The organism is Stutzerimonas stutzeri (genome assembly GCF_013522825.1).
GTDB classification, from domain to species: domain Bacteria; phylum Pseudomonadota; class Gammaproteobacteria; order Pseudomonadales; family Pseudomonadaceae; genus Stutzerimonas; species Stutzerimonas stutzeri_AK.
The window spans coordinates 24,444-47,633 of the sequence record NZ_JAAMQZ010000002.1 but is presented as its reverse complement, the minus strand read 5'-3'; the positions used below and the strand labels follow the sequence as shown (position 1 = coordinate 47,633).

Here is a 23,190-nt window from a genome sequence, read left to right as displayed (position 1 = left end):
ATCTACTTTCACCGACTTGCATGCCGGCTCACTTGCTGGCGAGCAGATTGCGTAGCCGCTCGATGTGCTGCTTGGCGACTTCCGGCGGCACTGGCTTACCCTGCGGCTGAGGTGGCGGTGCTGCTGGTGGCCGCTCGTTTGGCGGGACGGGTGCCGATGGCGCGTCTTTCTTGGCCCAGGCATTGAACTCGCCATGGATGGCGCGCTGGATGATGCCGAACAGATACCCCGCAGGATTGCGGATGCCATGACTGCTGCATCGTGCGGCCCAGTCGTCCAGCACGGCCTGTCTCAGCGCGGCATCGACCTGCTGCAATGCCACCCTGGCACCTGTCTGCTGCTCTGCCTTCAGTTCCGTGAAGCGCTTGGGCCATTGCAGATCGCCCAGCGCGCGCGCCTGCGCGGTAGTACGTACTTCATTAATACGACTACTACGTACTGTACGGGCCTGCTTCGGATTCCGAAGAGAGGCGTCTGGCGCGGGTTTCGCCCCTGCTTCGGATTCCGAAGACGGGTCGTCCGCATTCCGAAGAAGGCTCGATGCTCCTTCTTCGGAATCGTGGGCGGCATCCTCCTGTGGATAACTTTCGGCGGCCGTGATGCCTTGGCTGGCGAGGCGTTCGGCCAGGACCTGTAGCCGCGACGGCAGTGTGCGTCCGGAGAGCATCGGATCTTCCGCGATCTCCTTGAGGGTGTTCAGACCGACCATCTGGACAGCCTTGGCCGAATGGCCGAGGGACTGGCTGACCAGTGCCAGGTAGTCGGCGTCGAGCTGCATGGCCTCGAAGGGCGTCAGTGGTTCATCGTGCAGAACGTAGAGGTTGCCGAGGATGCGGCCGGTCTTGGGGTCACGCCGTCGCCGTACCAGGCTCAACCATCGGGTGAGGCGCAACAGCGTCAACGCTCGGGCCACGGTTTCATGCGAGGCCTGCCCGGCGCAGGGCATCGACGCCAGCCAGGGTCGAAGCTGCTCATACGTCGGGAAGGCTGTCATGCCGTCGTCGTTGAGCATCAGCCGGAACACCTGCCAGGCGTTGCGCTCCAGCGGCGTCAGGCGACGGTCGAGGAACAGCCGCCGCGGCACGGTCTCGTGCCGGTTGCCGCTGAAGAGGAAGGCATCGCCTGACGTGGCGGGCGTCGGCGTAGGCACGGGTGCTGGCGCACTGGGGCTGGGCTTGGGCGCGAGGTCTTTCAGGGCAGCATCGAACAGATCCGCGAGTGCGACGGGGCCACGGCGTGGTGCGGTGTCGTCCACGGCCATGGCTCAACCCAATCCCTGATCGACCCAGCTCTTGATCGAGGCCCAGACCACCGACAGAGGCAGCGACATGCCTTCGGCCAAGTCCATGGTAGCGTCGAGGATGGAGGTTTCGTCTTCGAGATCGACATTCCTGCTGCCGGTCACGGCCTTCCATTGCCGCCACAGCTCCGTGTCCTGTTTCTCGTCCAGCACGGGGTGGCGGCCCTTGCGCTTCGGCAGGCCGAGGATTTCGCGGCGAAGCGCCACCTCCTGGTGGGTCAGGCCATAGAACCGACTGACCATCTCGGTGCTCGCGCCCAGCCTGAGCATGCGATCGACCGTGGCGATTTCCTTCTCCACGTCCTGCGCCTGCTTGAGCAGTCGCCGGAGCACTTCGCGGTTGACCGTCACCGAGCACCAGGAGACGTTAGCGTTGGCGAGCACGCTGATCAGCGCGGGATGCTTGAGGGCGTCCAGTTCTTCCTCGCCAAACCCCATCAGTTTGCACCGGCGCAGTTGCCCATTGCGCAGGTCATAGAGGGCCTGGGCGATGACGGCCTGGTTGAGTGGGTGTGGTGCGGACATGCTGGCCTCCCTCGCTCACATTCCAACGCCTTCAGCGCCGGCTTCAAGGTCGAGCAGGCGCCGGGCCAGCCGCAGCAGCCGGAACAGCTTGACCAGCGAGGTATCGCTCAATCGCTGGGCCGCATCACCCTGGCCGTGCAGCAGCGCCGGCAGTTCGATGACGATTTGCCCGTCGTGCAGGCCGACGTCGGCGGGCCGCTGACCGGCCAGGCACGCTAACAGCGCGAGGACGGCACGGCCCAGCGGTGCCGAGCTTTGGGTGCGGGCCCGGCAGACGAAACCGATACCCTCTGCACGGTCATCAATGCACTCGTCCAGGTCTGCCTCGCCCGCGATTTCGCGGGCGAACTGTGCGATGTGGATGCGCAGGCGCTCGGCTGTGTCCACGCCGGGATCGATGTACCAGACATCGGAGATCGGATAGAGCCCGCCAGCCTGCACAGGGATGGACTGCAAGACACTCGCCGAGAAGTCGAGCGGCAGCGCATCACCCAACTGGTCGGCGACCATGCGCTGAATGGACTGGAGCCGTTCGGTCGTCGGTGCCGGCGAGACGATGTGCTCCCGAAGCAGATCGCCACCCACCGCAGGGTTGGCCGGACTTGCCTGGCTGGCATCCGTGTCGCTCTCGCGCGTCGAAGGCGTTGCCGCAGGTCGGCCTGCAGGCGGCGCTGCGGATGCAGCCCCTGCGATGGGTGGCGCAGTGTTGGCAGGTGGGCGCGCGATGGTTCCCGGCTCCGGCAACGCAGGCGGCGTCGATGGCGGCGTTGGGTCGCTGACCAAGGCGCGCTGCCGGCTCTCGGATTCGGTCATGTCCAGGGCGAGCACGTCGTAATCGACACCCAGCATCTCGGCCATCTGGCCGATCAGCTCGTCCTGTACACGCTGCGCGGAGAACTCGTCGGCCTGGACGTCGAATTGCGACAGCACTTCCTGGAAAAATTCGTCGAAGTCCTGAACCAGTGGGCGACCCTTGGCGTAGCGCTCCCACGCGAGCATGCAGGCTTTGCGCATGACCGACAGGCGTTCGACCTGATGGCGACCGAGACCGCCATAGAGCACGGTGGGGATCGCGGGCAGGAGATACTGCACCGCGTCGTTCATGCGGCTGATGTGCGACTGTTGTACCGGGAAGCCATCGGCGGCGAGGCGGCGGGCCAGCTCGGACTGGCTCAAGGTGGTGCCGCTTTCTTGCTCGTAGAACTCGCGCGCCTTCTCGACGCCGAGGGCGCGCTCGATGAACGTGAGGCCCCCGCGCAATTCGTTCTCGGCCAAGTGGCCGGTCAACATGACGACTTCGCCGCGGCTGGGCCACGGCCGGAACAGGCACGATACACGGAAAAACCGCTCGTCCTTGGTCTCTGACCATAGTTCGCGCAGGATCGCCAGCCGAGTATTTCCACCGTTGCGGATGATGTAGTGGGACTCACCTGGTCGGCGAGTGATGGCCGGCGCTGCGTCCAGACCGCGCTCGCGGATGGACGCCTTGATTTCCTCGTAGGCCGGGTTGCGTTTTTTCCTGGGATCGTGGTCGTAGGGGCGCAACTGATCTAGGGTCACGACCATGGGGGTGTCGGCGATCGGGTCGCTCAAGGTCGAGGCTGACGGGCCGCTGCGCTCGAACCCGGCCGCGAGCAGCTTGCCAGCCATCTGCTGGGAGGTGATCTCAGCCATGGCCGCCTCCCTGCGCTTGGTATCGGGCCTCGCGCTCGGCGCGGCGGATTTGCGCACGGGCATTCAGGGTCGCCCGGTGGTCGCTTGCCGTCGAGCTGGTGTAGATCGCGGCGCAGCCAGGCTTGGTGAACTTGAGGTGGCCGCCAGGCGTGCGTTTGACGTGCCAACCTTCGCCAACCGCGAACTCGATCAGGGCGCGAAGCCGCTTGTGGCCTCGGGCTAGCTCATGTGCGTTCGCCATGGGACCTCCCGGCATCAAGAGGGTGTGGCGGACGGCCGGACACCATGGCAAATCGGTGCCGCCATTGCGGAAATAGTTCGTCTGCGAGGCCGCGCATGGTGTCGAGCGCGGCGAGGGCGACTCTGCCCGGCGGCTGGCGGTATTCGACCCGATGCACTGGCAATCCGCGCGTAGCTGCACGCGGATACGCCTCGATGGCCGGCACGTCGGTGGCCAGCACGCGGATGCCGGCGTGGTCCTGGAAAAGATCGCGCAGGGCCTGCTGGATCAGCCGTGCATTGGCTGACACAGGGTGGACGCGATTGATGAGCAGATGCAGAGGTGGAGGCTCGATGCCCAGGTGCCGGTAGGGCGCAATGTCTTCGAGCAACTGCATGGTGCCGCGCCGCAGCTCGCGCGCCGCGAGAATTTCCGGGGTCACGGGCGACAGCGCGAGGTTGGAGGCGAGCACCGCCATCTCCAGCAGCACCGAGCGCGCACCTTGGGTGTCGATCAGCACCAGGTCATAGAGAGGCGCCAGGACCGGCAAGAGATGGCGCAACCGTAGGCGCCCATCCGGCGTGTGCAGCAGCAAAGTGTTCAGCTCGCCTCGGTGGTCGTTGGAGAGCACCAAGTCCAGGCCCTCGATGTTCGTGCGGGACACAAGCAGCCCGAGGTCGCGCTCGTTGAAGGCCAGCAACTCGTAGATGCCACCAGGTGCGCGGTGGCCTAGCTCGTAGTACGAGGACAAGGTGGGCTGCACGTCGAGGTCGAGCAGCAGTACACGCAGCCCCGCGTCCGCGGCAAGCCCGCCGAGGTTCGCGGCCGTGGTGGTCTTGCCGACGCCACCTTTGGTTGAAATGATGGATACGACCTGCATGGCGTTCTCCGTGTGAGGATGGGAAGTCCGCTGGAGAACGGGTCAGGCCCGGTTGTTGACGCGCTCGGCGATCCACTGATCGATCTCGATGGAGTCCCAACCGACCGCGCGCACGCCCAGGCGCAGCGCCTTCGGGAACAGGCCTTTGCGCATCAGGTTGTAGATGTGGGCGCGTTTGAAACCCGACTTGGTTTCGACTTCATCAAGCCGCAGGATGCGGCGCTCGCTTGCGGGCAGTGCAGGTGTTTGCGACATGGCGGTCACTCCTGAACGCTCAGTGGCGTTTGTTGGCGTGACCTCCATTCAATAGACATGGATGGGAAAAGACATTGCAAATGCAATCTCCGCGATTGCACATACAAGATGGAAAACCTCAGACTGTTGCGCTACGCAGCCGGCGTCTGGCCGTGGCGAACTTGCCGTTTAGCGTCCGCTCCGCGATCCCCATTGCGCCGCTGTGATGGGCGACCAACGCGCTGACCACCGCCTCCTGCGTCTTGAAGCTGGAGTACGGAACGCCGGAAGGCGACTGGCCGAGCATCAGGTCCAGCATGCTGCCGATGATGTTCAGGTAGGTGGCTTCGGCGCGATCACTGATCAGGCACTGTGCGCCAGCAGAGGGCGCCATCTGCTTGAGAAGCGCTCCGTGCTTTTCCTGCAGCTCATGCAGTTGGCGTTTGTACTGGTCCAAGGTGGACTTCAGGGCCAGGCGCTCGACTAGCATCGCCTGCCCAGTTTCCACCGAGATGAAGGGATGGGCGATGCGCTCGCTCCGGGAGAAAAGGAAGCACGGTCGTTGCTCGGGATAGTGCTGGCGCATCCAGCGCTTCAGATCGACGTGGCGCACCGTCAGATCAGGGGAGTCGATCAGCGCGGAATCGCGCGTCGTGATGCCGTTCCGTCCGAAGGGCAGTTCTCCATTGAGGATGCCGTCGAAGATGCGTTCGGTGCAAAGCCGCAGCTCGTCACAACGTGGACAGTCCAACGACTGCGGCAGGCGCCTTGGCGACGAAATCGAAGCCAGGATCACCTGCTCGTATCGCAGCAGCCCGGCCCAGCGGATGGACGCTTCGATCGGGCGATAGAACACCTTTGATGTTGGTGCATCATTCTTGTTCTCGTGCATGCTCCGTCTCCTTCCAGGAGAAGAACTACATGACCGACTCCTTTGTCGCCGACCTCATGGTCGGCCTGTCGCTTGTGTAGGAAGTGGGTCCCGAAGGCCGCTTCGTCATGTGGTTTGAATACTTCTCACCAGTTCGCGCAACTGGTAGTCGTCGTGTGTTCGATGTGCAAAAATCATCGATCAGAAGGTCGAGCATCGGGACGTAGGCTCGACAGCGACGCTCACGCTATCAGGGTCGTGAGAAGTTACGGTTTCTGCAAAACCGTCTAGGTATGACCTGATATGCCAGCGGTCTCAGGAAGCGTGAGGGGGCCGCAATCGTCCTCGAATGTCCAGTCGGACGCAGCAAACCGGCGCCTGTCATGCTTGCCCCGTCATCCTGATATATCGACAAAGAATCGTGTGCGGAAACGCGGTGGCCAGCATGCGCGTTCTTTCAAAGGAGCTTGACCAGAAGGTCGCCTGTGAGTTGTGGTGCAGGCGTTCCTAGGTGGCATCCGAGCTGTGCCATCACCAGAACCATCTGCCTGATCGTCTTCGCGGTGATGGATGCGGGGCAGACGACCGGGCGTGGATGATGAGTTCGAGGGAGTTGCCTACGACGATGTACCGATCGTGGGTCTGGTGTGCTGAGTGCAGCTCTTTGGACGTCTGTGGAACTCTTTGGACGAATTTGTTGCCGAGGACGAAAAACAAGGCTACAATTGAGGTCTTCGCTGGCCAGCCCAACGAAGAAAGTGATTGGGAAACAACGACTTACTGTCCTAGTACACGTCTCGTTTCCCGCTCCAGATACAGGTGCAAAAGATTTAACGTCTTTTACATCCTTGAAAAAGGGACCTTCGGGTCCCTTTTTTCGTTTCGTTATTCCACTTGCCGATCGCCTCCATGCGGATGACTGTTCGGGTCGCCGGCCCTTTTGCCATTGCGCAATCGACGCTCGGGGGCGAACCCGGGCCTTGCCAACGAGTCAACTAGACAAGTCCCACTCGCTGGCGCGTGCACCTATAATCGCGTGCCCACATCAAGACAGGTGAAGCATGGCCAACGCATATCACGATCACAATCTGGCACTCCTGGCCCATTTGCGCGGCATCCTGCTCGCCATGGGTGAAACCGGGCAGGTCTCCGACGAGAGTCATGCGTTGTTTCTCGAGCGCTTCGATGAGCTGGTGATGAATCTGCGCGACATCCCCGAGGAGCGGCATCTGGGGCAGGACCTGATCTGTCAGGTCTTCCACCGTTATCCGCAGATCGCTCATCTGGTGCCGCGCGACCTGCTGTGGTTCTTTGGTGGTGATTGCCTGCATTTCATGCCGGACGAAGAGATTGAAGTGTTCCAGAGGCTGGAGGAGCGCCGCTACGAAGCCGAGAGCAGTGGCGAGCCGTTCGACTGGAACATGGAAAAGCAGCTGCTCAGCATGTCCGAGCACAGCGTCAGGCATTGACAAGGCTATGTCCCCGTACCCCCAGAGGCGGCTTATCACATTGGGTAGGTCGGGTCACGCTTCACCGACCCGACAGGCGGAGTCGAGAACATTCGCCAGTTTGTGCCCCATATCGTCGGATTACGCCTGCGGCTAATTCGACCTACAAAAGCCAAAAGCGTGTTGTAGGTCGGGTCACGCTTTATCGACCCGACGGGCGGAGTCGAGAATATTCGCCTGGTTGTGCCCCGTATCGTCGGATTACGCCTTCGGCTAATTCGACCTACAACTGCGGATATTCGCGGCTGAAGCCGCTCCCGCAAAGCAGAATGCTTCGCCAATACATGGCCGTTAACGAACTCCGCTATTGCTGGATTGGGCTGAGCGACCGAGTCTGGCCGTCGGCTTATGCGATCAGTATCCGATTGGTGCGACCGTGGCTGAAACGGGCGCGCGGTTGAAAATGCCTGCGCGCGCCCTTATCTAGCTTGTTTCGCCGTTTCGCTCCGCTTGCGAGCGAAAGGCCTTCACTTCCTGCGTTGTGTGCATTTTCTATGAGTACTGCTCTGTCCATTCGGCAGCTGACCAAGACCTATGGCAATGGCTTTCAGGCCCTCAAGGGCATCGACCTGGATGTCGCTGAGGGTGATTTCTATGCCTTGCTCGGACCCAACGGGGCCGGCAAGTCCACCACCATCGGCATTCTCTCGACGCTGGTGAACAAGAGCGGCGGCACGGTGAACGTGTTCGGTCATGATCTGGATCGAGATCCCGCCGGACTCAAGCGTTGCCTGGGCGTGGTGCCGCAGGAATTCAACTTCAACCAGTTCGAGAAGGCCTTCGACATTCTTGTCACCCAGGCCGGCTACTACGGCATTCCGGCGAAGGTCGCCAAGGAGCGTGCCGAGCGTTATCTGAACCAGCTGGGGCTGTGGGATAAGCGTGATGTGTCGTCGCGGATGCTGTCCGGCGGGATGAAGCGGCGGCTGATGATCGCCCGTGCGCTGATCCATCAGCCGCGCCTGCTGATCCTCGACGAGCCCACGGCGGGTGTGGATATCGAGCTGCGTCGCTCGATGTGGTCGTTCCTCACCGAACTCAACCGCGAAGGCATCACCATCATCCTCACCACCCATTATCTGGAAGAGGCCGAGCAGCTGTGCCGCAACATCGGCATCATCGACCACGGCCAGATCGTCAGGAACACCAGCATGCGTGAGCTGCTCAAGCAGTTGCATGTGGAAACCTTCCTGCTCGATCTGAAGGAGTCGCAGCTGGTGCCGCCGGAGTTGGGCAGTTATCCGGCCAGGCTGGTCGATCATCACACACTGGAAGTGCAGGTGGACAAGAGCCAGGGCGTTACCGACCTGTTTCGCCTGCTGTCGGCGCAGGGCATCGAAGTGGTGAGCCTGCGCAACAAGACCAACCGGCTGGAGGAATTGTTCGTTTCGATGGTGGAAAGCAACCTGAAGGAGGCCCAATGAACACGGAGTTTCAGGCCAATCTTGTTGCGCTGCAGACCATCGTGCATCGTGAAATTCGCCGCTACATGCGGATATGGCCGCAGACCCTGTTGCCGCCGGCGATCACTATGGTCTTGTACTTCGTCATCTTCGGCAATCTGATCGGTGCGCGGATCGGCGAGATGGATGGTTTCAGCTATATGGAGTACATCGTGCCGGGGCTGATCATGATGTCGGTGATCACCAATTCCTACAGCAACGTTGTGTCCAGCTTTTTCAGCAGCAAGTTCCAGCGCTCCATCGAGGAATTGCTGGTTTCGCCGGTCTCGCCCCATGTGATTCTCATCGGTTTCGCACTGGGCGGCATCACCCGCGGACTGGCGGTGGCGCTGATCGTCACGCTGTTGTCGATGTTCTTCACCGACCTGCAGGTGCATCACCTGGGCATCACGCTGCTGGTGATCGCCCTGACCTCTGCGATCTTCGCTCTGGGCGGCTTTCTCAATGCGATTTTTGCACGCAACTTCGATGATATTTCCATCATCCCGACCTTCGTGCTGACCCCTTTGACCTATCTGGGCGGGGTGTTCTATTCGATCAACCTGCTGTCGCCGTTCTGGCAGACGCTGTCGCTGGCCAACCCGGTGCTGCACATGGTCAATGCGTTCCGCTACGGCATTCTCGGGGTCTCGGATATCAGCATCGGCATTGCCATCGGTTTCATGGCTGCTGCAGCGGTACTGATGTACCTGTGGTGCATTCGTCTGTTGAAAAGCGGTCGCGGCATGCGCCAGTAATCGCGATAGCGCCACAGCCGCTGGAAAAAACGCCGCGAAGCGTTAAACTTCGCGGCGTTTTCGTTCAGGTTCTTCTCAATATGCAGCATCCCGCCGAACTCTCGCCGCTGGGCAAGTCCAGTGCCTATGTCGCGACCTACAGTCCCGAGCAGCTGTTTCCCATTGCGCGTGCGCCCAAATGGGCCGAGCTGGGACTGACGGTCGAGACGCTGCCCTATCGGGGCGTCGATATCTGGAACTGCTACGAGCTGTCTTGGCTGCTGCCGTCCGGCAAGCCGGTGGTGGCCATCGGCGAGTTCAGGATTCCTGCCGATTCGCCGAACATCATCGAGTCCAAGTCCTTCAAGCTCTACCTCAACTCGCTGAACCAGTCGGTCTTCGAGAGCCGTGAAGCGTTGCTGACGGTGATGGTGAAGGACCTTTCGGCTGCAGCTGGCAAACCGGTCGAGGTGCGTTTGCGCACGCTGGATGACGTCGCCACAGAGGGCGTCGCGCCCTTGCCGGGGCGTTGCATCGATGATCTGGACGTGACGATAGAGCACTACGATTCGCCACAGGCCGAACTGCTGCGTTGCGATGCGTCACGCCAGGTCGAGGAGTGCCTGCACAGCCATCTGCTCAGGTCCAACTGCCCGGTCACGGGGCAGCCGGACTGGGGTTCGCTGGTGGTCGACTATCGCGGCGCGGCGCTGGAGCCGTCGAGTCTGCTGGCATATCTGGTGAGCTTTCGCCAGCATGCCGACTTCCACGAGCAGTGCGTGGAGCGCATCTTCCTCGACTTGCAGCGTCTGCTGAAGCCGGAGCGGCTGAGTGTTTATGCGCGCTATCTGCGCCGTGGCGGGCTGGATATCAATCCGTATCGCAGCACCGAGGCCGTTGCGATCGATAACGGACGTCTCGTCAGACAGTGAGTGGCAGCTGGAGACCGGCGGCGCAGTTGCGTCCAGCCTCCAGTACCGTTTTTGCTAGATGCCCATGTTCGCTAGGGTCTGCATGATGTTGCGCAGCGTCATGGCGGTATTCGGATGACTGACCTCGAAGCGTTCCACGGCGAGGTGGACGCCATCGACCAGCGAATCGTTCTGGTCGACGACGCCCTGGTTGGCCAGGCGCAGTTCGATGTCCTGGGCAATGGCGTGCAATGCGGCGCGTTCTTCTTCGCTCAGCGGGGTGTCCTGGGCCAGGTGGCTGCGCAGCTCCGCAAGCTGTGACTGCAGATCATGTTCCGGCATGGTGCTTCCCTCTCGTATGGCCTGTTCGATGAAGGAAGGTTAAACCAGCGGCCTGGGCTTGTCTGTCTCTTTAGATGCCGAGCGGCTCGGCAGTGGCCGCATATCTGCCGGCTGCCGACAAAAGCCGGAATGGATTTATACTGCTGCGCCTGTCAGGCGGCGGCGTCATTGGAATAATGAGGGTGTTCAGCATGCAAGTGATTGGCAAGGACTGGGTCGGATACTGCAAGGTTGCGCTGCTCGCTGCGCTGGCCGCGTTGGCTGCGTCGCCCGTGCAGGCCGCCGAGGAAGATCCCTGGGAGGGCGTCAACCGTGTGGTGTTCCGTTTCAACGACACCCTGGACAGCTACACCCTCAAGCCGCTCGCCAAGGGCTATCAGAAGGTGACCCCGGACTTTCTCGAAGATGGCATCGGCAATGTGTTCAGCAATCTCGGCGACGTTGTCGTGCTGACCAACGACCTGCTGCAGGGCAAGATCCGCGATGCCGGCATCGACACCAGCCGCATTCTGTTCAACAGCACCTTTGGTGTGCTGGGCTTCTTCGACGTGGCCACGCGCATGGGGCTGCAGAAGAACGATGAGGACTTCGGCCAGACGCTGGGCGCCTGGGGGCTGGGCAGTGGCCCTTATGTGGTGCTGCCGCTGCTGGGGCCGAGTACGGTGCGCGATGCGGCGGGGCGCGTACCCGACGCCTTCCTGCAGCCTTATCCCTATATGGATCACGTGCCGACCCGCAATGTGACCTACGGAACGGGTGTGGTCGACATGCGCGCGGGCCTGCTTTCTGCGGAGAAGATGATCACCGGCGACAAATATATCTTCGTGCGCAACGCCTATCTGCAGAATCGTGAATTTCGCACCATGGATGGGCAGGTCGAAGACGATTTCTGACCGGTCCGAGCCGCCCGGCTCAGCTCATGGACAGGATGGCCAGCCCGAGGGCCTGGCGGCCATCCTCCTGGACTCCGACACGCACGACTTCGGTCTCTGCATCCAGCCCCTTCAGTTCGCTGTGCGGCGAGGGGATATGGACATGGACCCTGTCACCCAGTTGCAGTGCGGTTTCGGCCAGCACCTGCATGCCCGTGCTTGAAAGGTCCAGACAAACGCCGTTGCAGGTCTGCCCACCATGGGTAAGGCTGATGGCAGTTTCGACCTGCATGCGGATGAAGTCGCGTTTTTCGCTGTAATAGCGGTCACTCTGGGTCATGTTTCTATCCTTTGAATGAGGCTGTACGCGCTCTTATAGCCCCCGTCTGTCGGGCCTGTAAAGCACGGACGGGGCTGTCGCGCCCGGCTTGAAACGCTTGTCGTATGGGAGTACCGTCTGCGCCTTGAAAAGATCCCTTTGCCCGGCGCCTGCGCGGGGCCGATGCTTTCGCCAGTAGCCCTGGCGATACAGCCTGGTAGGAACATGCACAACCCAAGCACGACGCTACTGATCATAGATGACGACGATGTAGTACGGGCCAGCCTGGCGGCCTATCTGGATGACAGTGGTTTCAAGGTCCTGCAGGCACAGAACGGGCCTCAAGGGCTGGAGCTGTTCGACGCCGAGCAGCCTGACCTGGTGATTTGCGATCTGCGCATGCCGCAAATGGATGGCCTGGAGCTGATCCGCTTGATCAGTGAGCGTCAGGCCGATCTTCCGGTCATCGTCGTGTCGGGTGCCGGCGTCATGAGCGATGCCGTCGAGGCGCTACGCCTGGGCGCTGCGGACTACCTGATAAAGCCTCTCGAAGACCTGGCGATGCTCGAACATGCGGTTCGGCGAGCCCTGGACCGTTCCCGCCTGCGCCTGGAAAACCGTCGTTATCGCGAGCAGCTGGAAGCGGCCAATCGTGACCTGCAGGCCAGCCTGCATCTGCTCCAGGAAGATCAGGACGCCGGTCGCCAGGTGCAGATGAACATGCTGCCGATCACGCCTTGCGCCCTCGACGATTTTTACTTCGATCATCAGATCATTCCGTCGCTGTACCTCTCGGGTGATTTCGTCGATTACTTCAGAATCGATGATCACCGCATCGGCTTTTACCTGGCGGATGTGTCCGGCCATGGTGCGTCCTCGGCATTCGTTACGGTACTGCTGAAATTCATGACGACGCGGCTGTTGTATGAATCGCGGCGTGGTGGCGCCCTGCGCGAGTTCAAGCCCTCGGAAGTGCTCGATCACATCAACCGCGGGCTGATCAATTGCAAGCTGGGCAAGCATGTCACGATGCTCGGCGGGGTCATCGATCAGGAGCGCAATGTGCTGCACTACAGCATCGGCGGACATCTGCCGCTGCCGGTGCTCTATACCGGCGGTTCGGCCAGCTACCTGGAGGGGCGGGGCCTGCCGGTTGGACTCTTTGTCGAAGCGACCTACGATAATCATGAGATCGCACTGCCCGAATCCTTCAGCCTGACGCTATTGTCGGATGGCATTCTGGACCTTTTGCCAGGGGAGACCCTCAAAGAAAAGGAGGCGCAGCTGCCCGGGCTGATTTCCGAGGCGGGTGGCACCCTTGATGGCCTTCGCCAGGCATTCGGTCTGGCCGAGCTGGAGGATATGCCTGATGACATCGCATTGCTGGTATTGAGCAGGAACCTGGCATGAGCACCGGTAAAATCCAGTTCGCCGAGCAGGACGGTACCTTCGTCCTCAAGTTCGTCGGTGAAATACGTCTGACGCTGTGTTCGGCGCTGGATGCGACCATCGAACAGATCTTCTCGTCGCTGAACTTCTCTTCGATCGTCATCGACCTCACCGAGAGCAGCAGCGTTGACAGCACGACCCTCGGCCTGCTGGCCAAACTCTCGATTCTCTCCCGGCAGAAGGTCGGCCTCTTGCCGACGCTGGTTACCACCCACGCCGACATCACCCGCCTGCTGCACTCCATGGGCTTCGATCAGGTCTTCAACATCGTCGATCAGCCGTTGCCGTCACCCGAGCAACTGGCAGACCTGCCGAATCAGGATCAGTCCGAGGATGTGGTCAAGGCCAAGGTGCTCGAGGCTCACCGCATTCTGATGAGCCTCAATGAATCCAACCGCGAAGTCTTTCGGGACTTGGTTATGGCGCTGGAGCGCTCCTAGGGTCTGTTGCCGCCACGCCTGAGCCTTTAGCGTCTGGCCTGGAGCAGGGCTTCCAGCTTTTCCTGATCCCGTGCGAATTGGCGAATGCCCTCGGCCAGTTTCTCAGTGGCCATGGCATCTTCGTTCAGGCCCCAGCGGAAAGCCCCTTCATCCATCGCCAGGCGCGGCTCGGAAGCACGGCCCGGCACCAGCTGGCGTTCCAGCGGACCTTCTGCCTGGGCCAGCTGGCCGAGCAGCTCAGGGCTGATGGTCAGGCGATCACAGCCTGCCAGCGCTTCGATCTGGCCGATGTTGCGGAAGCTTGCGCCCATCACCACCGTCTTGTAGCCGTGGGCCTTGTAGTAGTCATAGATGCGGCTGACCGATTGCACGCCAGGGTCTTCAGCACCCGCGTAGTCACGGCCTTCATGCTTCTTGTACCAGTCGTAGATACGGCCCACGAAAGGTGAAATCAGGAACACGCCGGCCTGCGCGCAGGCAACGGCCTGGGTGAAGGAAAACAGCAGCGTCAGATTGGTCTGGATGCCGGCCTTTTCCAGCTGCTCGGCGGCGCGTATGCCTTCCCAGGTCGAGGCCAGCTTGATCAGCACGCGCTCGCGGGAGACGCCCACCTGCTCATACAGCTCGATCAGGCGTTCACCGCGCTGGACCATCGCCTGGGCATCGAAGGAAAGCCGTGCATCGACTTCCGTCGAGATGCGCCCGGGAATCAGCTTGAGTATTTCCCCGCCGACCGCGACCGCGAACAGATCGCAACCCAGCCCGATATCGCCGCCGCAACGCGACATGGCCGCCTGCAGATGGTCAGCGTAGCGGGGCAGGGCTGCCGCCTTGAGAAGCAGCGACGGGTTGGTTGTGGCATCCACCGGTTGCAGGTTGGCGATGGCGTCGAGGTCGCCGGTATCGGCGACAACGGTGGTGAACTGCTTGAGTTGTTCCAGCTTTGATGTCATGTGAGCGCTCTGTCTTCTGAGTAGCATGGTCCTGGCCCGAAGCTGACAAGCAGGGGCGGGCGGCCATCATTTGGATTGAAAAGGGTCCCGCGTGTTCCTTTTTCAGTGATGCATGTTTCAGTGAAGCCGGTTTAACAGGTGATTTTTCAATGGCTGTGTCCCCGTTACGTGTTGCTGGAGCACTCCCACAGGTGGCCATCACATCGGGTAGGTCGGGTCACGCTTCACCGACCCGACAGGCGAGCGACCGGACACGTTAAATGCCGAGCGGTCAGGCATGGATGGTCGCATTACACCTTCGGATCGTCGGATTACGCCTTCGGCTAATTCGACCTACAACTGAGCGATGGGTATTCGCTCGTAGGAGCGGGCCATGCCCGCGAACAAGGCCCAGGCTTCGGTGTGGAAACACTTCACGGGCATGGCCCATTCCCACGAGGCGCTACAACTCAACCGCTTCTGCGGATTTTCAGAACTCGAATAATACGTAACCTGGAAAGGAAGCTGTTTTCAATAGCCTGTCAGCGTCCTTCCAGCAGACTGCCCGCCTGATCGAGCAGCGCCAGCGGATCTTTGCACTTGTGGATGTCGACCGAAAGCAGCTGACGGAAACGCCGCGCACCGGGAAAGCCCTGGCCCAGTCCGAGCATGTGCCGGGTGATATGGTGCATTGCGCCGCCAGCCTCCACGTGTCGCTGAATATAGGGCCGCATCCGTGCCAGCGCTTCGGCGCGGCTGATGATCGGCTCAGTGCCGCCGAACAGCCGGGCGTCCACCTGCGCCAGCAGATAGGGATTGTGATAGGCCTCGCGTCCGAGCATCACGCCATCGAAACGCTGCAGATGGGTCTCGCACTCGTCCAGGGTCTTGATGCCGCCATTGAGGATGATCTCCAGCTGCGAAAAATCCTCCTTCAGTTGCGCCGCGACTTCGTAGCGCAAGGGCGGCACATCGCGATTATCCTTGGGCGAGAGGCCTTCGAGAATGGCGATCCGCGCATGCACGGTAAAGCTGCGGCAACCGGCTTCGGCCACCTGGCCGACGAAATCGCACAGCTCGCCATAACTGTCGCGCCCGTTGATGCCGATGCGATGCTTGACCGTCACCTCGATGTCCACCGTGTCGCGCATGGCCTTCACGCAGTCGGCCACCAGCGCCGGATGTGCCATCAGGCACGCACCGATCATATTGTTCTGCACGCGATCGCTGGGGCAGCCGACATTCAGGTTCACCTCGTCATAGCCGGCGGCTTCAGCCATCTTCGCGCAGGCTGCAAGATCGGCTGGCACACTGCCGCCGAGCTGCAACGCCAGCGGATGTTCGACCTCGTCATAGGCCAGATAGCGCGCCGCATCGCCATGGATCAGGGCGCCGGTGGTGACCATCTCGGTATAAAGCAGGGCGTGGCGGGAAAGCTGACGCAGGAAGAAGCGGCAATGCCTGTCGGTCCAGTCCATCATCGGTGCCACGCTGAATCTTCTGGACACTTCCTGGCGTGTTGAAACTGTAAGCTCTTGATTCATATAGATATCTGGTTTTACGTGTTTTGGTCAAAAATCATGCGGAGACAGATTTTCAGACCTTGCATGCACAGCTGTGCACGGGGGTGTCAGGGTAGCATCCAGGTATCAAAAAATGAGCGGGAGTGTGCACGAGATGACTTCCGCACTGAGCCTCCCGTCGTTTCATTGTCTGTGTCCGTCTGGCAGATGGGTGGAACTTCACCTGCTTTACCGGCATCGCACAAAAAACGCCCCATCTCGGCGTTCTGGAGTGCCGAGGCACGGCAGCCTGGGCTACTGCGGACCGCGCGCCCACCCAAAGGCGACTCCGCGTACCCAGGTGTTCGCACTGGATCGCGTTCTGGATGTGCCTCCATGGCGCAAGCCGCGCCGACTTGCTGAAAGCCATACGCAGTCATGCTGGCGAACGATGGGGATAGGCCGCTTTTCGCGATGAGCTTGGCGGGCTTGTCCTGCCCCAAGCGCATCGATCAACGAGAGGAGTACACGATGAGTGGAATGACAGTCGGAGATTACTTTGTCGAGCGGCTCTACCAATGGGGCGTGCGCCGTATCTACGGCTATCCCGGTGACGGCATCAACGGCGTGCTCGGCGCCTTGAACCGGGCCGGTGGCAAGATCCGCTTTATCCAGGCCCGCCACGAAGAAATGGCGGCCTTCATGGCCTCGGCTGATGCCAAATTCAGTGGCGGCCTCGGTGTCTGCCTGGCGACCTCAGGCCCCGGTGCCTCGCACCTGCTCACCGGCCTCTACGACGCACGCCTCGACCATATGCCCGTGCTCGCCATCTGCGGCCAACAGGCCTGCACTGCGCTGGGCGCCCATTACCAGCAGGAAATCGATTTGCCGGCGATGTTCAAGGATGTCGCAGGTGCCTTCGTCCAGCAGGCCTGCGCTCCGGCTCAGGTGCGTCATCTGGTCGATCGGGGGATTCGCGCTGCCTATGGCGAGCGCAAGGTGGCGGTCATCATCCTGCCCAATGACCTGCAGGAAGCCGAGTACAGCGAACCGCCACGCACGCATGGTGCTGTGCTGTCCGGTATCGGCTACACCCGACCGAAGACGGTGCCTTACGAAGTCGACCTGCAACGTGCAGCCGCAGTGCTCAACGCGGGCAAGAAAGTCGCCATCCTAGTCGGTGCCGGTGCGCTGGATGCGACCGACGAGGTCATCGCCGTCGCCGAGAAGCTGGGCGCTGGCGTTGCCAAGGCGCTGCTCGGCAAGGCAGCGCTCCCGGACGACCTGCCTTGGGTGACCGGTTCGATCGGCCTGCTCGGGACCGAGCCAAGCTACAAGCTGATGACCGAATGCGACACCTTTCTGATGATCGGCTCGGGCTTTCCCTATTCCGAGTTTCTGCCCGAGGAAGGCCAGGCGCGCGGCGTGCAAATCGACATCAAGGCCGACATGCTGAGCATCCGCTACCCGATGGAGGTCAACCTGCAGGGCCAGTCTTCGGAAACCCTTCGCGCGCTACTGCCGCTGCTCGAAGAGAAGACCGACCGCAGCTGGCGTCAGCAGGTCGAGAAGTGGCGCGGCAAGTGGGAAGAGAAGCTGGAAGAGCGGGCCATGGCCACGGCCAATCCGATCAACCCGCAACGCGTGGCCTGGGAGCTGTCGCCACGTCTGCCGGACCAGGCGATCATCACCAGCGACTCGGGGTCCTGTGCCAACTGGTTCGCGCGCGACATCAAGATCCGTCGCGGCATGATGTGCTCGCTATCGGGCGGTCTGGCCTCGATGGGCGCCGCCGTGCCCTATGCCATCGCCGCCAAGTTCGCCTATCCGGACCGCCCGGTGGTGGCGCTGGTCGGTGACGGCGCCATGCAGATGAACAACATGGCCGAGCTGATTACCGTAGCCAAGTACTGGAAGGAATGGGCCAGCCCGCAGCTGATCTGCTGTGTCTTCAACAACGAGGACCTCAACCAGGTGACGTGGGAACAGCGCGTGATGGAAGGCGATCCGAAGTTCGAGGCTTCGCAGAACATTCCCGATGTGCCTTATCACCGCTTCGCCGAATCGATCGGTCTGAAAGGTATCTTTTGCGACCGCGAGGATCAGGTGGCTGCCGCCTGGGAACAAGCGCTCGCGGCAGACCGACCGGTGCTGCTCGAATTCAAGACCGACCCGAACGTGCCGCCGCTGCCGCCGCACATCAAACTGGAGCAGGCCAAGGCCTACGCCTCGGTGTTGCTGCAGGGCGATCCTGACCAGCGCGGAATCATCAAGCAGACCGCCAAGCAGGTGCTCGGTTCGATCATGCCGGGGCACCACAAGGACGAAAAGTGACGCTGCGGTCGGCTGCCGCCATCCGTGCCTTGCGGGTGGCGGCCTACCGAATTCCAACCGACGCGCCAGAGGCTGACGGTACCTTTGCCTGGAACGCCACGACGCTGGTAGTGGTCGAGCTGGACGCTGCCGGTGAGACCGGGCTCGGCTATACCTATGCCGATGCGTCTCTGGTGCGGCTGATCGAGGGGCGCCTTCGCGAGCGAGTCGAAGGCGAGGATGCCTTCGCCATCGGTCGGCTCAACGATCAACTCTGGGCCAGCGTACGCAACCTCGGTCGCTCGGGGCTGGCGGCCTGCGCCATCTCCGCGGTCGACTGTGCGCTCTGGGACCTCAAGGCGCGCCTGCTTGGCTTGCCACTGGCGCGCCTGCTCGATGCACGCCGCGAGCGTATCGCGGTGTATGGCAGCGGCGGATTCACCACCTGCGACGATACCCGTCTGTGCAAGCAGTTCGAACGCTGGGTCCACGAGGACGGCTGTCGCTGGGTGAAGATGAAAATCGGTGCCGATGTGCTGCGCGATGCCGAACGTGTCCGGGCTGCGCGCGAAGCGATCGGCGAGGCTGGACTGTTCATCGACGCCAATGGTGCCCATACGCCGCGCAGCGCCATCGCCTTCGCTCATCGGGTGGCCGAGCAGCAGGTCGGCTGGTTCGAGGAGCCGGTCAGCTCGGATGATCTCGCGGGTATGCGCGAGGTGCGTGCGGCGCTGAGTGCCAGCGGTCAGGCAATGGACGTGGCGGCCGGTGAGTACGCCTACACGACGGACGATTTTCGCCGCCTCGTCGAACATGAAACGGTGGATGTGCTTCAGGCGGACCTGACCCGCTGCGGCGGCATAACCGGATTCCTGCAGGCGGCGGCCTTGTGTGAGGCATTCCATCTGGATCTTTCCGCACACTGCGCACCGGCGTTGCACCTGCATGCCTGTTGCGCCGCGTCTCGCTTTCGTCACCTGGAGTGGTTCCACGATCACGTGCGGCTGGAGTCGATGCTGTTCGAGGGGGCGCCGCAGCTCAAGGACGGTCATGTAGCGCCGGACCTGATGCGCCCCGGCCATGGCTTGCGGCTGCGCAAGGCGGATGCCCGACGATACGCCATCTGATGGGGGAAGCATGGTTTCACGTACGCAACTCCGGCTGCTGGCTGTCGGCGCCACCACCGCGCTGGGCATGGCGGCGCTGAGCTGGCAGAAATACGAGAAGCGCGATCACGACCTGTCGTTCCACCCGAGCGAAGGCACTTTGGTCGACGCCGCACGCTCGCTGGACCGCGGTGCCGGATTGCTGGCCACCTCGGTGGCCCTGGACAGCGCCATGGAGCACTACCGCGGAGATTTCCAGAACCGCGCCATGTATACGCCGCTGATCACCTCGATGTTGTCGTTGCTGGCCAGCGGGCAAGGGCAGCAGGCTCCGACCGCTATCGCCAGCAAGGTGCGTACCCCCCTTTACCTGCTGGTCGGACTGACCGGCCTGATGGGTACCGGGTTTCACCTTTACAACGTCAGCAAGCGACCGGGTGGCGTCGGCTGGAGCAACCTCTTTTACGGAGCGCCGCTGGGCGCGCCCTCAGCGTTGGTGCTCTCCGGATTGCTGGGCTACTACGCCGAGAGTTTGCGCAATGCCAGTGGTGATGTCGTGCCGAGAGTGTTCGGCCTGCCAGCGGGCAAGTCAGTGGCGCTGATGGCTGCAGGCGGCCTGATCGGCTCCACCGCCGAAGCCGCCCTGCTGCATTTTCGCGGTTCGTTCCAGAACCCCGCCATGTACCTGCCAGTGACCGCGCCGCCACTCGCCGCCGGTCTGCTGGCCGTCAGCGCCCTGACCAGCCCACACCGTCGGCGGCTGCGCTGGCTGTCGCGCCTGGCCCTGCGCTTCACCGCCATCATGGGGTTCGCCGGTGCCGGCTTCCATGCCTTCGGCATCGCTCGCAACAATGGTGGCTGGCGCAATTGGCGACAGAATCTGCAGGCCGGCCCGCCACTGCCGGCGCCGCCGAGCTTTACCGGCCTCGCACTGGCCGGGCTCGTGGCGCACTCGTTGCTGGATGAGGAAAGGGAACTGGCCCAATACCGATGGTGGAAATAATGACCAACCGTTATCCGGACTATGATGTGTTGCGCAAACGCCAGGGGCCGTCCTGGGACGAGCCGAGCCGTCAGGTCGTCGATCAACGTCTGGCCGTGCCGCGCGAGGCCATGTACTTCGGCGCGGCGCAGTGGCGTACCTTGCAGGCGGTCTGCGCGCGCATCGTGCCGCAACCGGCAGACCGCCCACCGATTCCCGTCGCTGCCCTGGTGCAAATCAAGGTTGCCGATGGCGCCGGTGACGGCTATCGCGACGCGCGGCTGCCGCCGCTGCAGCAGGCCTGGAAGATCGGCCTCGAAGCGCTCGATCAGGAGTCGAATAAGCGTTATCAACAACCATTCGCCGAGTTGCCCGCCGTGCTGCAGGACGAGCTGCTCGCCGCCATGCAGCGCGATGAACTGAAAGGCCCGGCTTGGCAGGGCATGCCGACCGCTGTCTTTTTCAGCCAACGACTGGTGCATGACATCACCAGCGCTTATTACAGCCATCCGACCTCCTGGAACGAACTCGGCTTTGGCGGCCCGGCCAGCCCGCGCGGCTATGTGCGGCTGGCCGAAGATGCCCGCGACAGCTGGGAAGCGGCCGAAGCCCATGCCGGCAAGGAAGCCAAAGCACGGAAGCTGAACCGTCGTGTCCGCTGATCGCTGGCTCGATGCCCTGCATACCCCGCGTGGCCGCCACGGGCAGGCACCGAATGTCTTCCTCCGTGGCGGCTGGGTACCGATGCGTGAGTACCCGGAGCACGAGTCGGTGGATTTCGCCATCGTCGGTACCGGCGCTGGTGGCGGCACGCTCGCCTGCAAGTTGGCTGAAGCGGGTTTTTCCGTCGTCGCCTTCGATGCCGGCGCCTGGTGGCGCCCACTGGAGGAATTCGCCTCGGACGAAGCGCACCAGGAAAAACTGTTCTGGACCGATGAACGCCTGTGTGATGGAGAAAACCCGCTCAAGCTCGGCACCAATAACAGCGGAAAATCGGTCGGCGGCAGCACGGTGCACTTTGCCATGGTTTCCCTGCGGATGCGCCCGGAGTGGTTCAGGGCGCGTTCGCTGCTTGGCTACGGCTTCGACTGGCCGCTCGATTGGCAGGAAATGTGGCGCTTCTACAAAGAGGTCGAACAGGCGCTGAAAATCTCCGGCCCGGTGCGCTATCCCTGGGGACCGAAGCGGCCACGCTACCCGTATCGCCAGCACGAAATCAACGCCTCCGGCATGGCCCTGGTCAAGGCCTGCGAAGCGATGGGCGTGGCCTGGGCGCCGACGCCCCTGGCGACCCTTTCGGCGCCACGCGACAACGCGCCGCCATGCGTCTACCGTGGCTTTTGCGTCGCGGGTTGTTCGACCAACGCCAAGCAGAGCGTGCTCAATACCTGGATTCCGAGGGCGCTGGCAGCCGGCGCGGAGGTTCGTGATCTCGCCATGGTCGGTCGCATCGAAACGGCCAGCGACGGCCTGGCCAGCGGCGTGCACTACCAGCGCGACGGCCAGTGGCGTTTCCAGCGTGCGCGCAACGTGGTGGTCGCCGGCTATGCCATCGAGACGCCGCGGCTGCTGCTCAACTCGGCTAACGCGCGTTACCCCGACGGCCTGGCCAACAGCAGCGGGCTGCTGGGCAAAAACCTGATGGTGCACACCAACCAGGCGGTATGGGGCGAGGTCGACGAAGAAATCCGCTGGTACAAGGGGCCGCCCTCGCTTGCGGTGTGTGAGCACTGGAACTACGAAGACCGCGGCAAGGATTTTCACGGCGGATACTCGATCATGAGCCAGGGCCCGCTGCCAGCCGCCTGGGCTGCCACCCAGACCGGTAACCACGGCCTCTGGGGCCAGGCGCTTGTCGATGAGATGCAGAAGTACAACCATCAGGTCGGGCTGAAAATCGTCGGCGAGACACTGCCGCAGGAGCGCAGCCGGGTGACCCTGGCGGACGAAAAGGACCAATACGGCCTGCCGATTGCCCGCGTCACCTGGTCGATGGGCGATAACGATCGGTACCTGGTCGATCATGCGGTCGACTTCATGCGTCGCGGCCTCGACGGCATGGGCGCGCGCAACCTCTGGAGCGAAGCGGACGGCACCGCGCACCTGATGGGCACCGCGCGCATGGGCTACGACCCGGCGACCAGCGTGGTGAACGGCGACTGCCGTAGTTGGGACATTTCCAACCTGTGGATTTGCGACGGCTCGGTGTTTCCGACATCTGGCGGGGTGAACCCGTCGCTGACCATCCAGGCGATCGCCTGCCGCACCGCCGATCGCATTCGCGCGCTGGCGGCACGTGGCGAGCTATGAAGCGGCTGACCGCCAACCCGCAGTGCCGCCCCTCTCGTCGGTTCATGGCTGAAAGACAAAACCGCAAACGCTTGTTCCGGTCATTTTCTTTAACCCTGTGCGGAGGTGAACGATGAAGCTCTATTACTACGACCACTGTCCATTCAGTGCCCGAGTACGCATGGCATTGAATCTGAAGGGGATCGAAGCCGAGTGCGTGGTGCTGCCAGCCGATGACGAGCAGACCATCACCCATCTGATCGGCAAGCACCAGATACCGGTGCTGGTGCGCGATGACGACACGTCCATGGCCGACAGCATGGGCATCGTCAAATAGGGGAG

Annotated in this window: 24 protein-coding genes; 13 read left to right on the top strand and 11 right to left on the bottom strand. The window is 62.2% G+C overall.

From position 1 onward, the window contains the following. Positions 1-28: 28 nt before the first annotated feature. The 7 genes from G7020_RS01720 to G7020_RS01690 all read right to left on the bottom strand — a co-directional run bounded on the left by G7020_RS01720 (position 29) and on the right by G7020_RS01690 (position 5,725). Entirely contained in the window at positions 29-1,261 is a 1,233-nt protein-coding gene (locus G7020_RS01720; protein WP_028690964.1) for an STY4528 family pathogenicity island replication protein, read from the bottom strand. A 3-nt stretch (positions 1,262-1,264) separates the two neighbouring features. After that, positions 1,265-1,825 (bottom strand): DUF2857 domain-containing protein, encoded by a 561-nt coding sequence (locus G7020_RS01715; protein WP_023093474.1) that lies wholly within the window; start codon positions 1,823-1,825, stop codon positions 1,265-1,267. Positions 1,826-1,840: 15 nt separating this feature from the next. Continuing rightward, the gene (locus tag G7020_RS01710; protein ID WP_028690965.1) at positions 1,841-3,499 is read right to left on the bottom strand and encodes a ParB family protein; all 1,659 of its coding nucleotides are present in this window, start codon (positions 3,497-3,499) and stop codon (positions 1,841-1,843) included. Further along, a complete protein-coding gene (locus G7020_RS01705) occupies positions 3,492-3,740 on the bottom strand; it encodes a hypothetical protein (protein WP_019726333.1) in 249 nt (82 codons plus the stop codon). The genes G7020_RS01710 and G7020_RS01705 overlap by 8 nt, the downstream gene beginning before the upstream one ends. After that, positions 3,724-4,599 (bottom strand): ParA family protein, encoded by an 876-nt coding sequence (locus G7020_RS01700; RefSeq protein ID WP_028690966.1) that lies wholly within the window; start codon positions 4,597-4,599, stop codon positions 3,724-3,726. The genes G7020_RS01705 and G7020_RS01700 overlap by 17 nt, the downstream gene beginning before the upstream one ends. 42 nt (positions 4,600-4,641) lie before the next feature. Further along, entirely contained in the window at positions 4,642-4,854 is a 213-nt protein-coding gene (locus tag G7020_RS01695) for an AlpA family transcriptional regulator (protein WP_009459729.1), read from the bottom strand. Positions 4,855-4,972: 118 nt separating this feature from the next. Next, on the bottom strand, positions 4,973-5,725 hold the full coding sequence (locus G7020_RS01690; protein ID WP_028690967.1) for a hypothetical protein: 753 nt from the start codon (positions 5,723-5,725) through the stop codon (positions 4,973-4,975). A 1,040-nt stretch (positions 5,726-6,765) separates the two neighbouring features. On the opposite strand from G7020_RS01690, the gene G7020_RS01685 reads away from it, so the two are divergent. From G7020_RS01685 to queF, 4 genes are all read left to right on the top strand, one after another. Then, positions 6,766-7,173 (top strand): PA2817 family protein, encoded by a 408-nt coding sequence (locus G7020_RS01685; RefSeq protein ID WP_181082288.1) that lies wholly within the window; start codon positions 6,766-6,768, stop codon positions 7,171-7,173. A gap of 533 nt (positions 7,174-7,706) precedes the next feature. Beyond that, the gene (locus G7020_RS01680; protein ID WP_181082287.1) at positions 7,707-8,636 is read left to right on the top strand and encodes an ABC transporter ATP-binding protein; all 930 of its coding nucleotides are present in this window, start codon (positions 7,707-7,709) and stop codon (positions 8,634-8,636) included. Further along, complete coding sequence (locus tag G7020_RS01675) at positions 8,633-9,412, top strand: ABC transporter permease (protein ID WP_181082286.1); 780 nt, start codon at positions 8,633-8,635, stop codon at positions 9,410-9,412. Before G7020_RS01680 ends, G7020_RS01675 begins: the two co-directional genes overlap by 4 nt. An 80-nt stretch (positions 9,413-9,492) precedes the next feature. Continuing rightward, complete coding sequence (queF, locus tag G7020_RS01670; RefSeq protein ID WP_181082285.1) at positions 9,493-10,323, top strand: NADPH-dependent 7-cyano-7-deazaguanine reductase QueF; 831 nt, start codon at positions 9,493-9,495, stop codon at positions 10,321-10,323. A 54-nt stretch (positions 10,324-10,377) separates the two neighbouring features. Here queF and G7020_RS01665 read toward each other — a convergent pair whose 3' ends face one another. Beyond that, complete coding sequence (locus G7020_RS01665; protein ID WP_181082284.1) at positions 10,378-10,644, bottom strand: DUF4404 family protein; 267 nt, start codon at positions 10,642-10,644, stop codon at positions 10,378-10,380. A gap of 191 nt (positions 10,645-10,835) precedes the next feature. Here G7020_RS01665 and G7020_RS01660 point away from each other — a divergent pair, with 191 nt between their 5' ends. After that, positions 10,836-11,537 (top strand): MlaA family lipoprotein, encoded by a 702-nt coding sequence (locus G7020_RS01660; protein WP_181082283.1) that lies wholly within the window; start codon positions 10,836-10,838, stop codon positions 11,535-11,537. Positions 11,538-11,556: 19 nt separating this feature from the next. Here the strand turns inward: G7020_RS01660 and G7020_RS01655 are convergent, their stop codons facing one another. After that, entirely contained in the window at positions 11,557-11,856 is a 300-nt protein-coding gene (locus tag G7020_RS01655) for a PilZ domain-containing protein (protein ID WP_181082282.1), read from the bottom strand. A 204-nt stretch (positions 11,857-12,060) separates the two neighbouring features. Here G7020_RS01655 and rssB point away from each other — a divergent pair, with 204 nt between their 5' ends. Next, positions 12,061-13,245 (top strand): two-component system response regulator RssB, encoded by a 1,185-nt coding sequence (gene rssB / locus G7020_RS01650; protein ID WP_181082281.1) that lies wholly within the window; start codon positions 12,061-12,063, stop codon positions 13,243-13,245. Beyond that, a complete protein-coding gene (gene rssC / locus G7020_RS01645) occupies positions 13,242-13,724 on the top strand; it encodes an anti-sigma factor antagonist RssC (RefSeq protein WP_181082280.1) in 483 nt (160 codons plus the stop codon). The genes rssB and rssC overlap by 4 nt, the downstream gene beginning before the upstream one ends. Positions 13,725-13,750: 26 nt before the next feature. On the opposite strand, the gene tal is transcribed toward rssC, so the two are convergent. Together tal and dusA are read right to left on the bottom strand one after the other, a co-directional pair. After that, positions 13,751-14,677 carry a transaldolase gene (gene tal / locus G7020_RS01640; protein ID WP_181082279.1) on the bottom strand — a complete coding sequence of 309 codons (927 nt, stop codon included), beginning with the start codon at positions 14,675-14,677 and terminating at the stop codon, positions 13,751-13,753. A gap of 521 nt (positions 14,678-15,198) precedes the next feature. Then, positions 15,199-16,200: a tRNA dihydrouridine(20/20a) synthase DusA gene (dusA, locus tag G7020_RS01635; protein WP_181082278.1), complete on the bottom strand. Its 1,002-nt coding sequence runs from the start codon at positions 16,198-16,200 to the stop codon at positions 15,199-15,201. A gap of 489 nt (positions 16,201-16,689) precedes the next feature. On the opposite strand from dusA, the gene G7020_RS01630 reads away from it, so the two are divergent. From G7020_RS01630 to G7020_RS01605, 6 genes are all read left to right on the top strand, one after another. After that, entirely contained in the window at positions 16,690-18,492 is a 1,803-nt protein-coding gene (locus tag G7020_RS01630) for a thiamine pyrophosphate-requiring protein (RefSeq protein ID WP_181082277.1), read from the top strand. Further along, complete coding sequence (locus G7020_RS01625; RefSeq protein ID WP_181082276.1) at positions 18,489-19,598, top strand: enolase C-terminal domain-like protein; 1,110 nt, start codon at positions 18,489-18,491, stop codon at positions 19,596-19,598. Before G7020_RS01630 ends, G7020_RS01625 begins: the two co-directional genes overlap by 4 nt. 10 nt (positions 19,599-19,608) lie before the next feature. Continuing rightward, a complete protein-coding gene (locus G7020_RS01620; protein WP_181082275.1) occupies positions 19,609-20,580 on the top strand; it encodes a hypothetical protein in 972 nt (323 codons plus the stop codon). Beyond that, positions 20,580-21,221 (top strand): gluconate 2-dehydrogenase subunit 3 family protein, encoded by a 642-nt coding sequence (locus G7020_RS01615; protein ID WP_219852537.1) that lies wholly within the window; start codon positions 20,580-20,582, stop codon positions 21,219-21,221. Before G7020_RS01620 ends, G7020_RS01615 begins: the two co-directional genes overlap by 1 nt. Continuing rightward, complete coding sequence (locus G7020_RS01610; RefSeq protein ID WP_219852536.1) at positions 21,211-22,869, top strand: GMC family oxidoreductase; 1,659 nt, start codon at positions 21,211-21,213, stop codon at positions 22,867-22,869. The genes G7020_RS01615 and G7020_RS01610 overlap by 11 nt, the downstream gene beginning before the upstream one ends. A gap of 112 nt (positions 22,870-22,981) precedes the next feature. Continuing rightward, entirely contained in the window at positions 22,982-23,185 is a 204-nt protein-coding gene (locus G7020_RS01605) for a glutathione S-transferase N-terminal domain-containing protein (protein WP_181082273.1), read from the top strand. Positions 23,186-23,190: the final 5 nt, after the last annotated feature.

Bases quoted from the DNA above. Each gene is read 5' to 3' on its own strand.
- G7020_RS01720 (WP_028690964.1), bottom strand. From the start codon at position 1,261: ATGGCCGTGGACGACACCGCACCACGCCGTGGCCCCGTCGCACTCGCG.
- G7020_RS01715 (WP_023093474.1), bottom strand. From the start codon at position 1,825: ATGTCCGCACCACACCCACTCAACCAGGCCGTCATCGCCCAGGCCCTC.
- G7020_RS01710 (WP_028690965.1), bottom strand. From the start codon at position 3,499: ATGGCTGAGATCACCTCCCAGCAGATGGCTGGCAAGCTGCTCGCGGCC.
- G7020_RS01705 (WP_019726333.1), bottom strand. From the start codon at position 3,740: ATGGCGAACGCACATGAGCTAGCCCGAGGCCACAAGCGGCTTCGCGCC.
- G7020_RS01700 (WP_028690966.1), bottom strand. From the start codon at position 4,599: ATGCAGGTCGTATCCATCATTTCAACCAAAGGTGGCGTCGGCAAGACC.
- G7020_RS01695 (WP_009459729.1), bottom strand. From the start codon at position 4,854: ATGTCGCAAACACCTGCACTGCCCGCAAGCGAGCGCCGCATCCTGCGG.
- G7020_RS01690 (WP_028690967.1), bottom strand. From the start codon at position 5,725: ATGCACGAGAACAAGAATGATGCACCAACATCAAAGGTGTTCTATCGC.
- G7020_RS01685 (WP_181082288.1), top strand. From the start codon at position 6,766: ATGGCCAACGCATATCACGATCACAATCTGGCACTCCTGGCCCATTTG.
- G7020_RS01680 (WP_181082287.1), top strand. From the start codon at position 7,707: ATGAGTACTGCTCTGTCCATTCGGCAGCTGACCAAGACCTATGGCAAT.
- G7020_RS01675 (WP_181082286.1), top strand. From the start codon at position 8,633: ATGAACACGGAGTTTCAGGCCAATCTTGTTGCGCTGCAGACCATCGTG.
- queF (WP_181082285.1), top strand. From the start codon at position 9,493: ATGCAGCATCCCGCCGAACTCTCGCCGCTGGGCAAGTCCAGTGCCTAT.
- G7020_RS01665 (WP_181082284.1), bottom strand. From the start codon at position 10,644: ATGCCGGAACATGATCTGCAGTCACAGCTTGCGGAGCTGCGCAGCCAC.
- G7020_RS01660 (WP_181082283.1), top strand. From the start codon at position 10,836: ATGCAAGTGATTGGCAAGGACTGGGTCGGATACTGCAAGGTTGCGCTG.
- G7020_RS01655 (WP_181082282.1), bottom strand. From the start codon at position 11,856: ATGACCCAGAGTGACCGCTATTACAGCGAAAAACGCGACTTCATCCGC.
- rssB (WP_181082281.1), top strand. From the start codon at position 12,061: ATGCACAACCCAAGCACGACGCTACTGATCATAGATGACGACGATGTA.
- rssC (WP_181082280.1), top strand. From the start codon at position 13,242: ATGAGCACCGGTAAAATCCAGTTCGCCGAGCAGGACGGTACCTTCGTC.
- tal (WP_181082279.1), bottom strand. From the start codon at position 14,677: ATGACATCAAAGCTGGAACAACTCAAGCAGTTCACCACCGTTGTCGCC.
- dusA (WP_181082278.1), bottom strand. From the start codon at position 16,200: ATGAATCAAGAGCTTACAGTTTCAACACGCCAGGAAGTGTCCAGAAGA.
- G7020_RS01630 (WP_181082277.1), top strand. From the start codon at position 16,690: ATGAGTGGAATGACAGTCGGAGATTACTTTGTCGAGCGGCTCTACCAA.
- G7020_RS01620 (WP_181082275.1), top strand. From the start codon at position 19,609: ATGGTTTCACGTACGCAACTCCGGCTGCTGGCTGTCGGCGCCACCACC.
- G7020_RS01615 (WP_219852537.1), top strand. From the start codon at position 20,580: ATGACCAACCGTTATCCGGACTATGATGTGTTGCGCAAACGCCAGGGG.
- G7020_RS01605 (WP_181082273.1), top strand. From the start codon at position 22,982: ATGAAGCTCTATTACTACGACCACTGTCCATTCAGTGCCCGAGTACGC.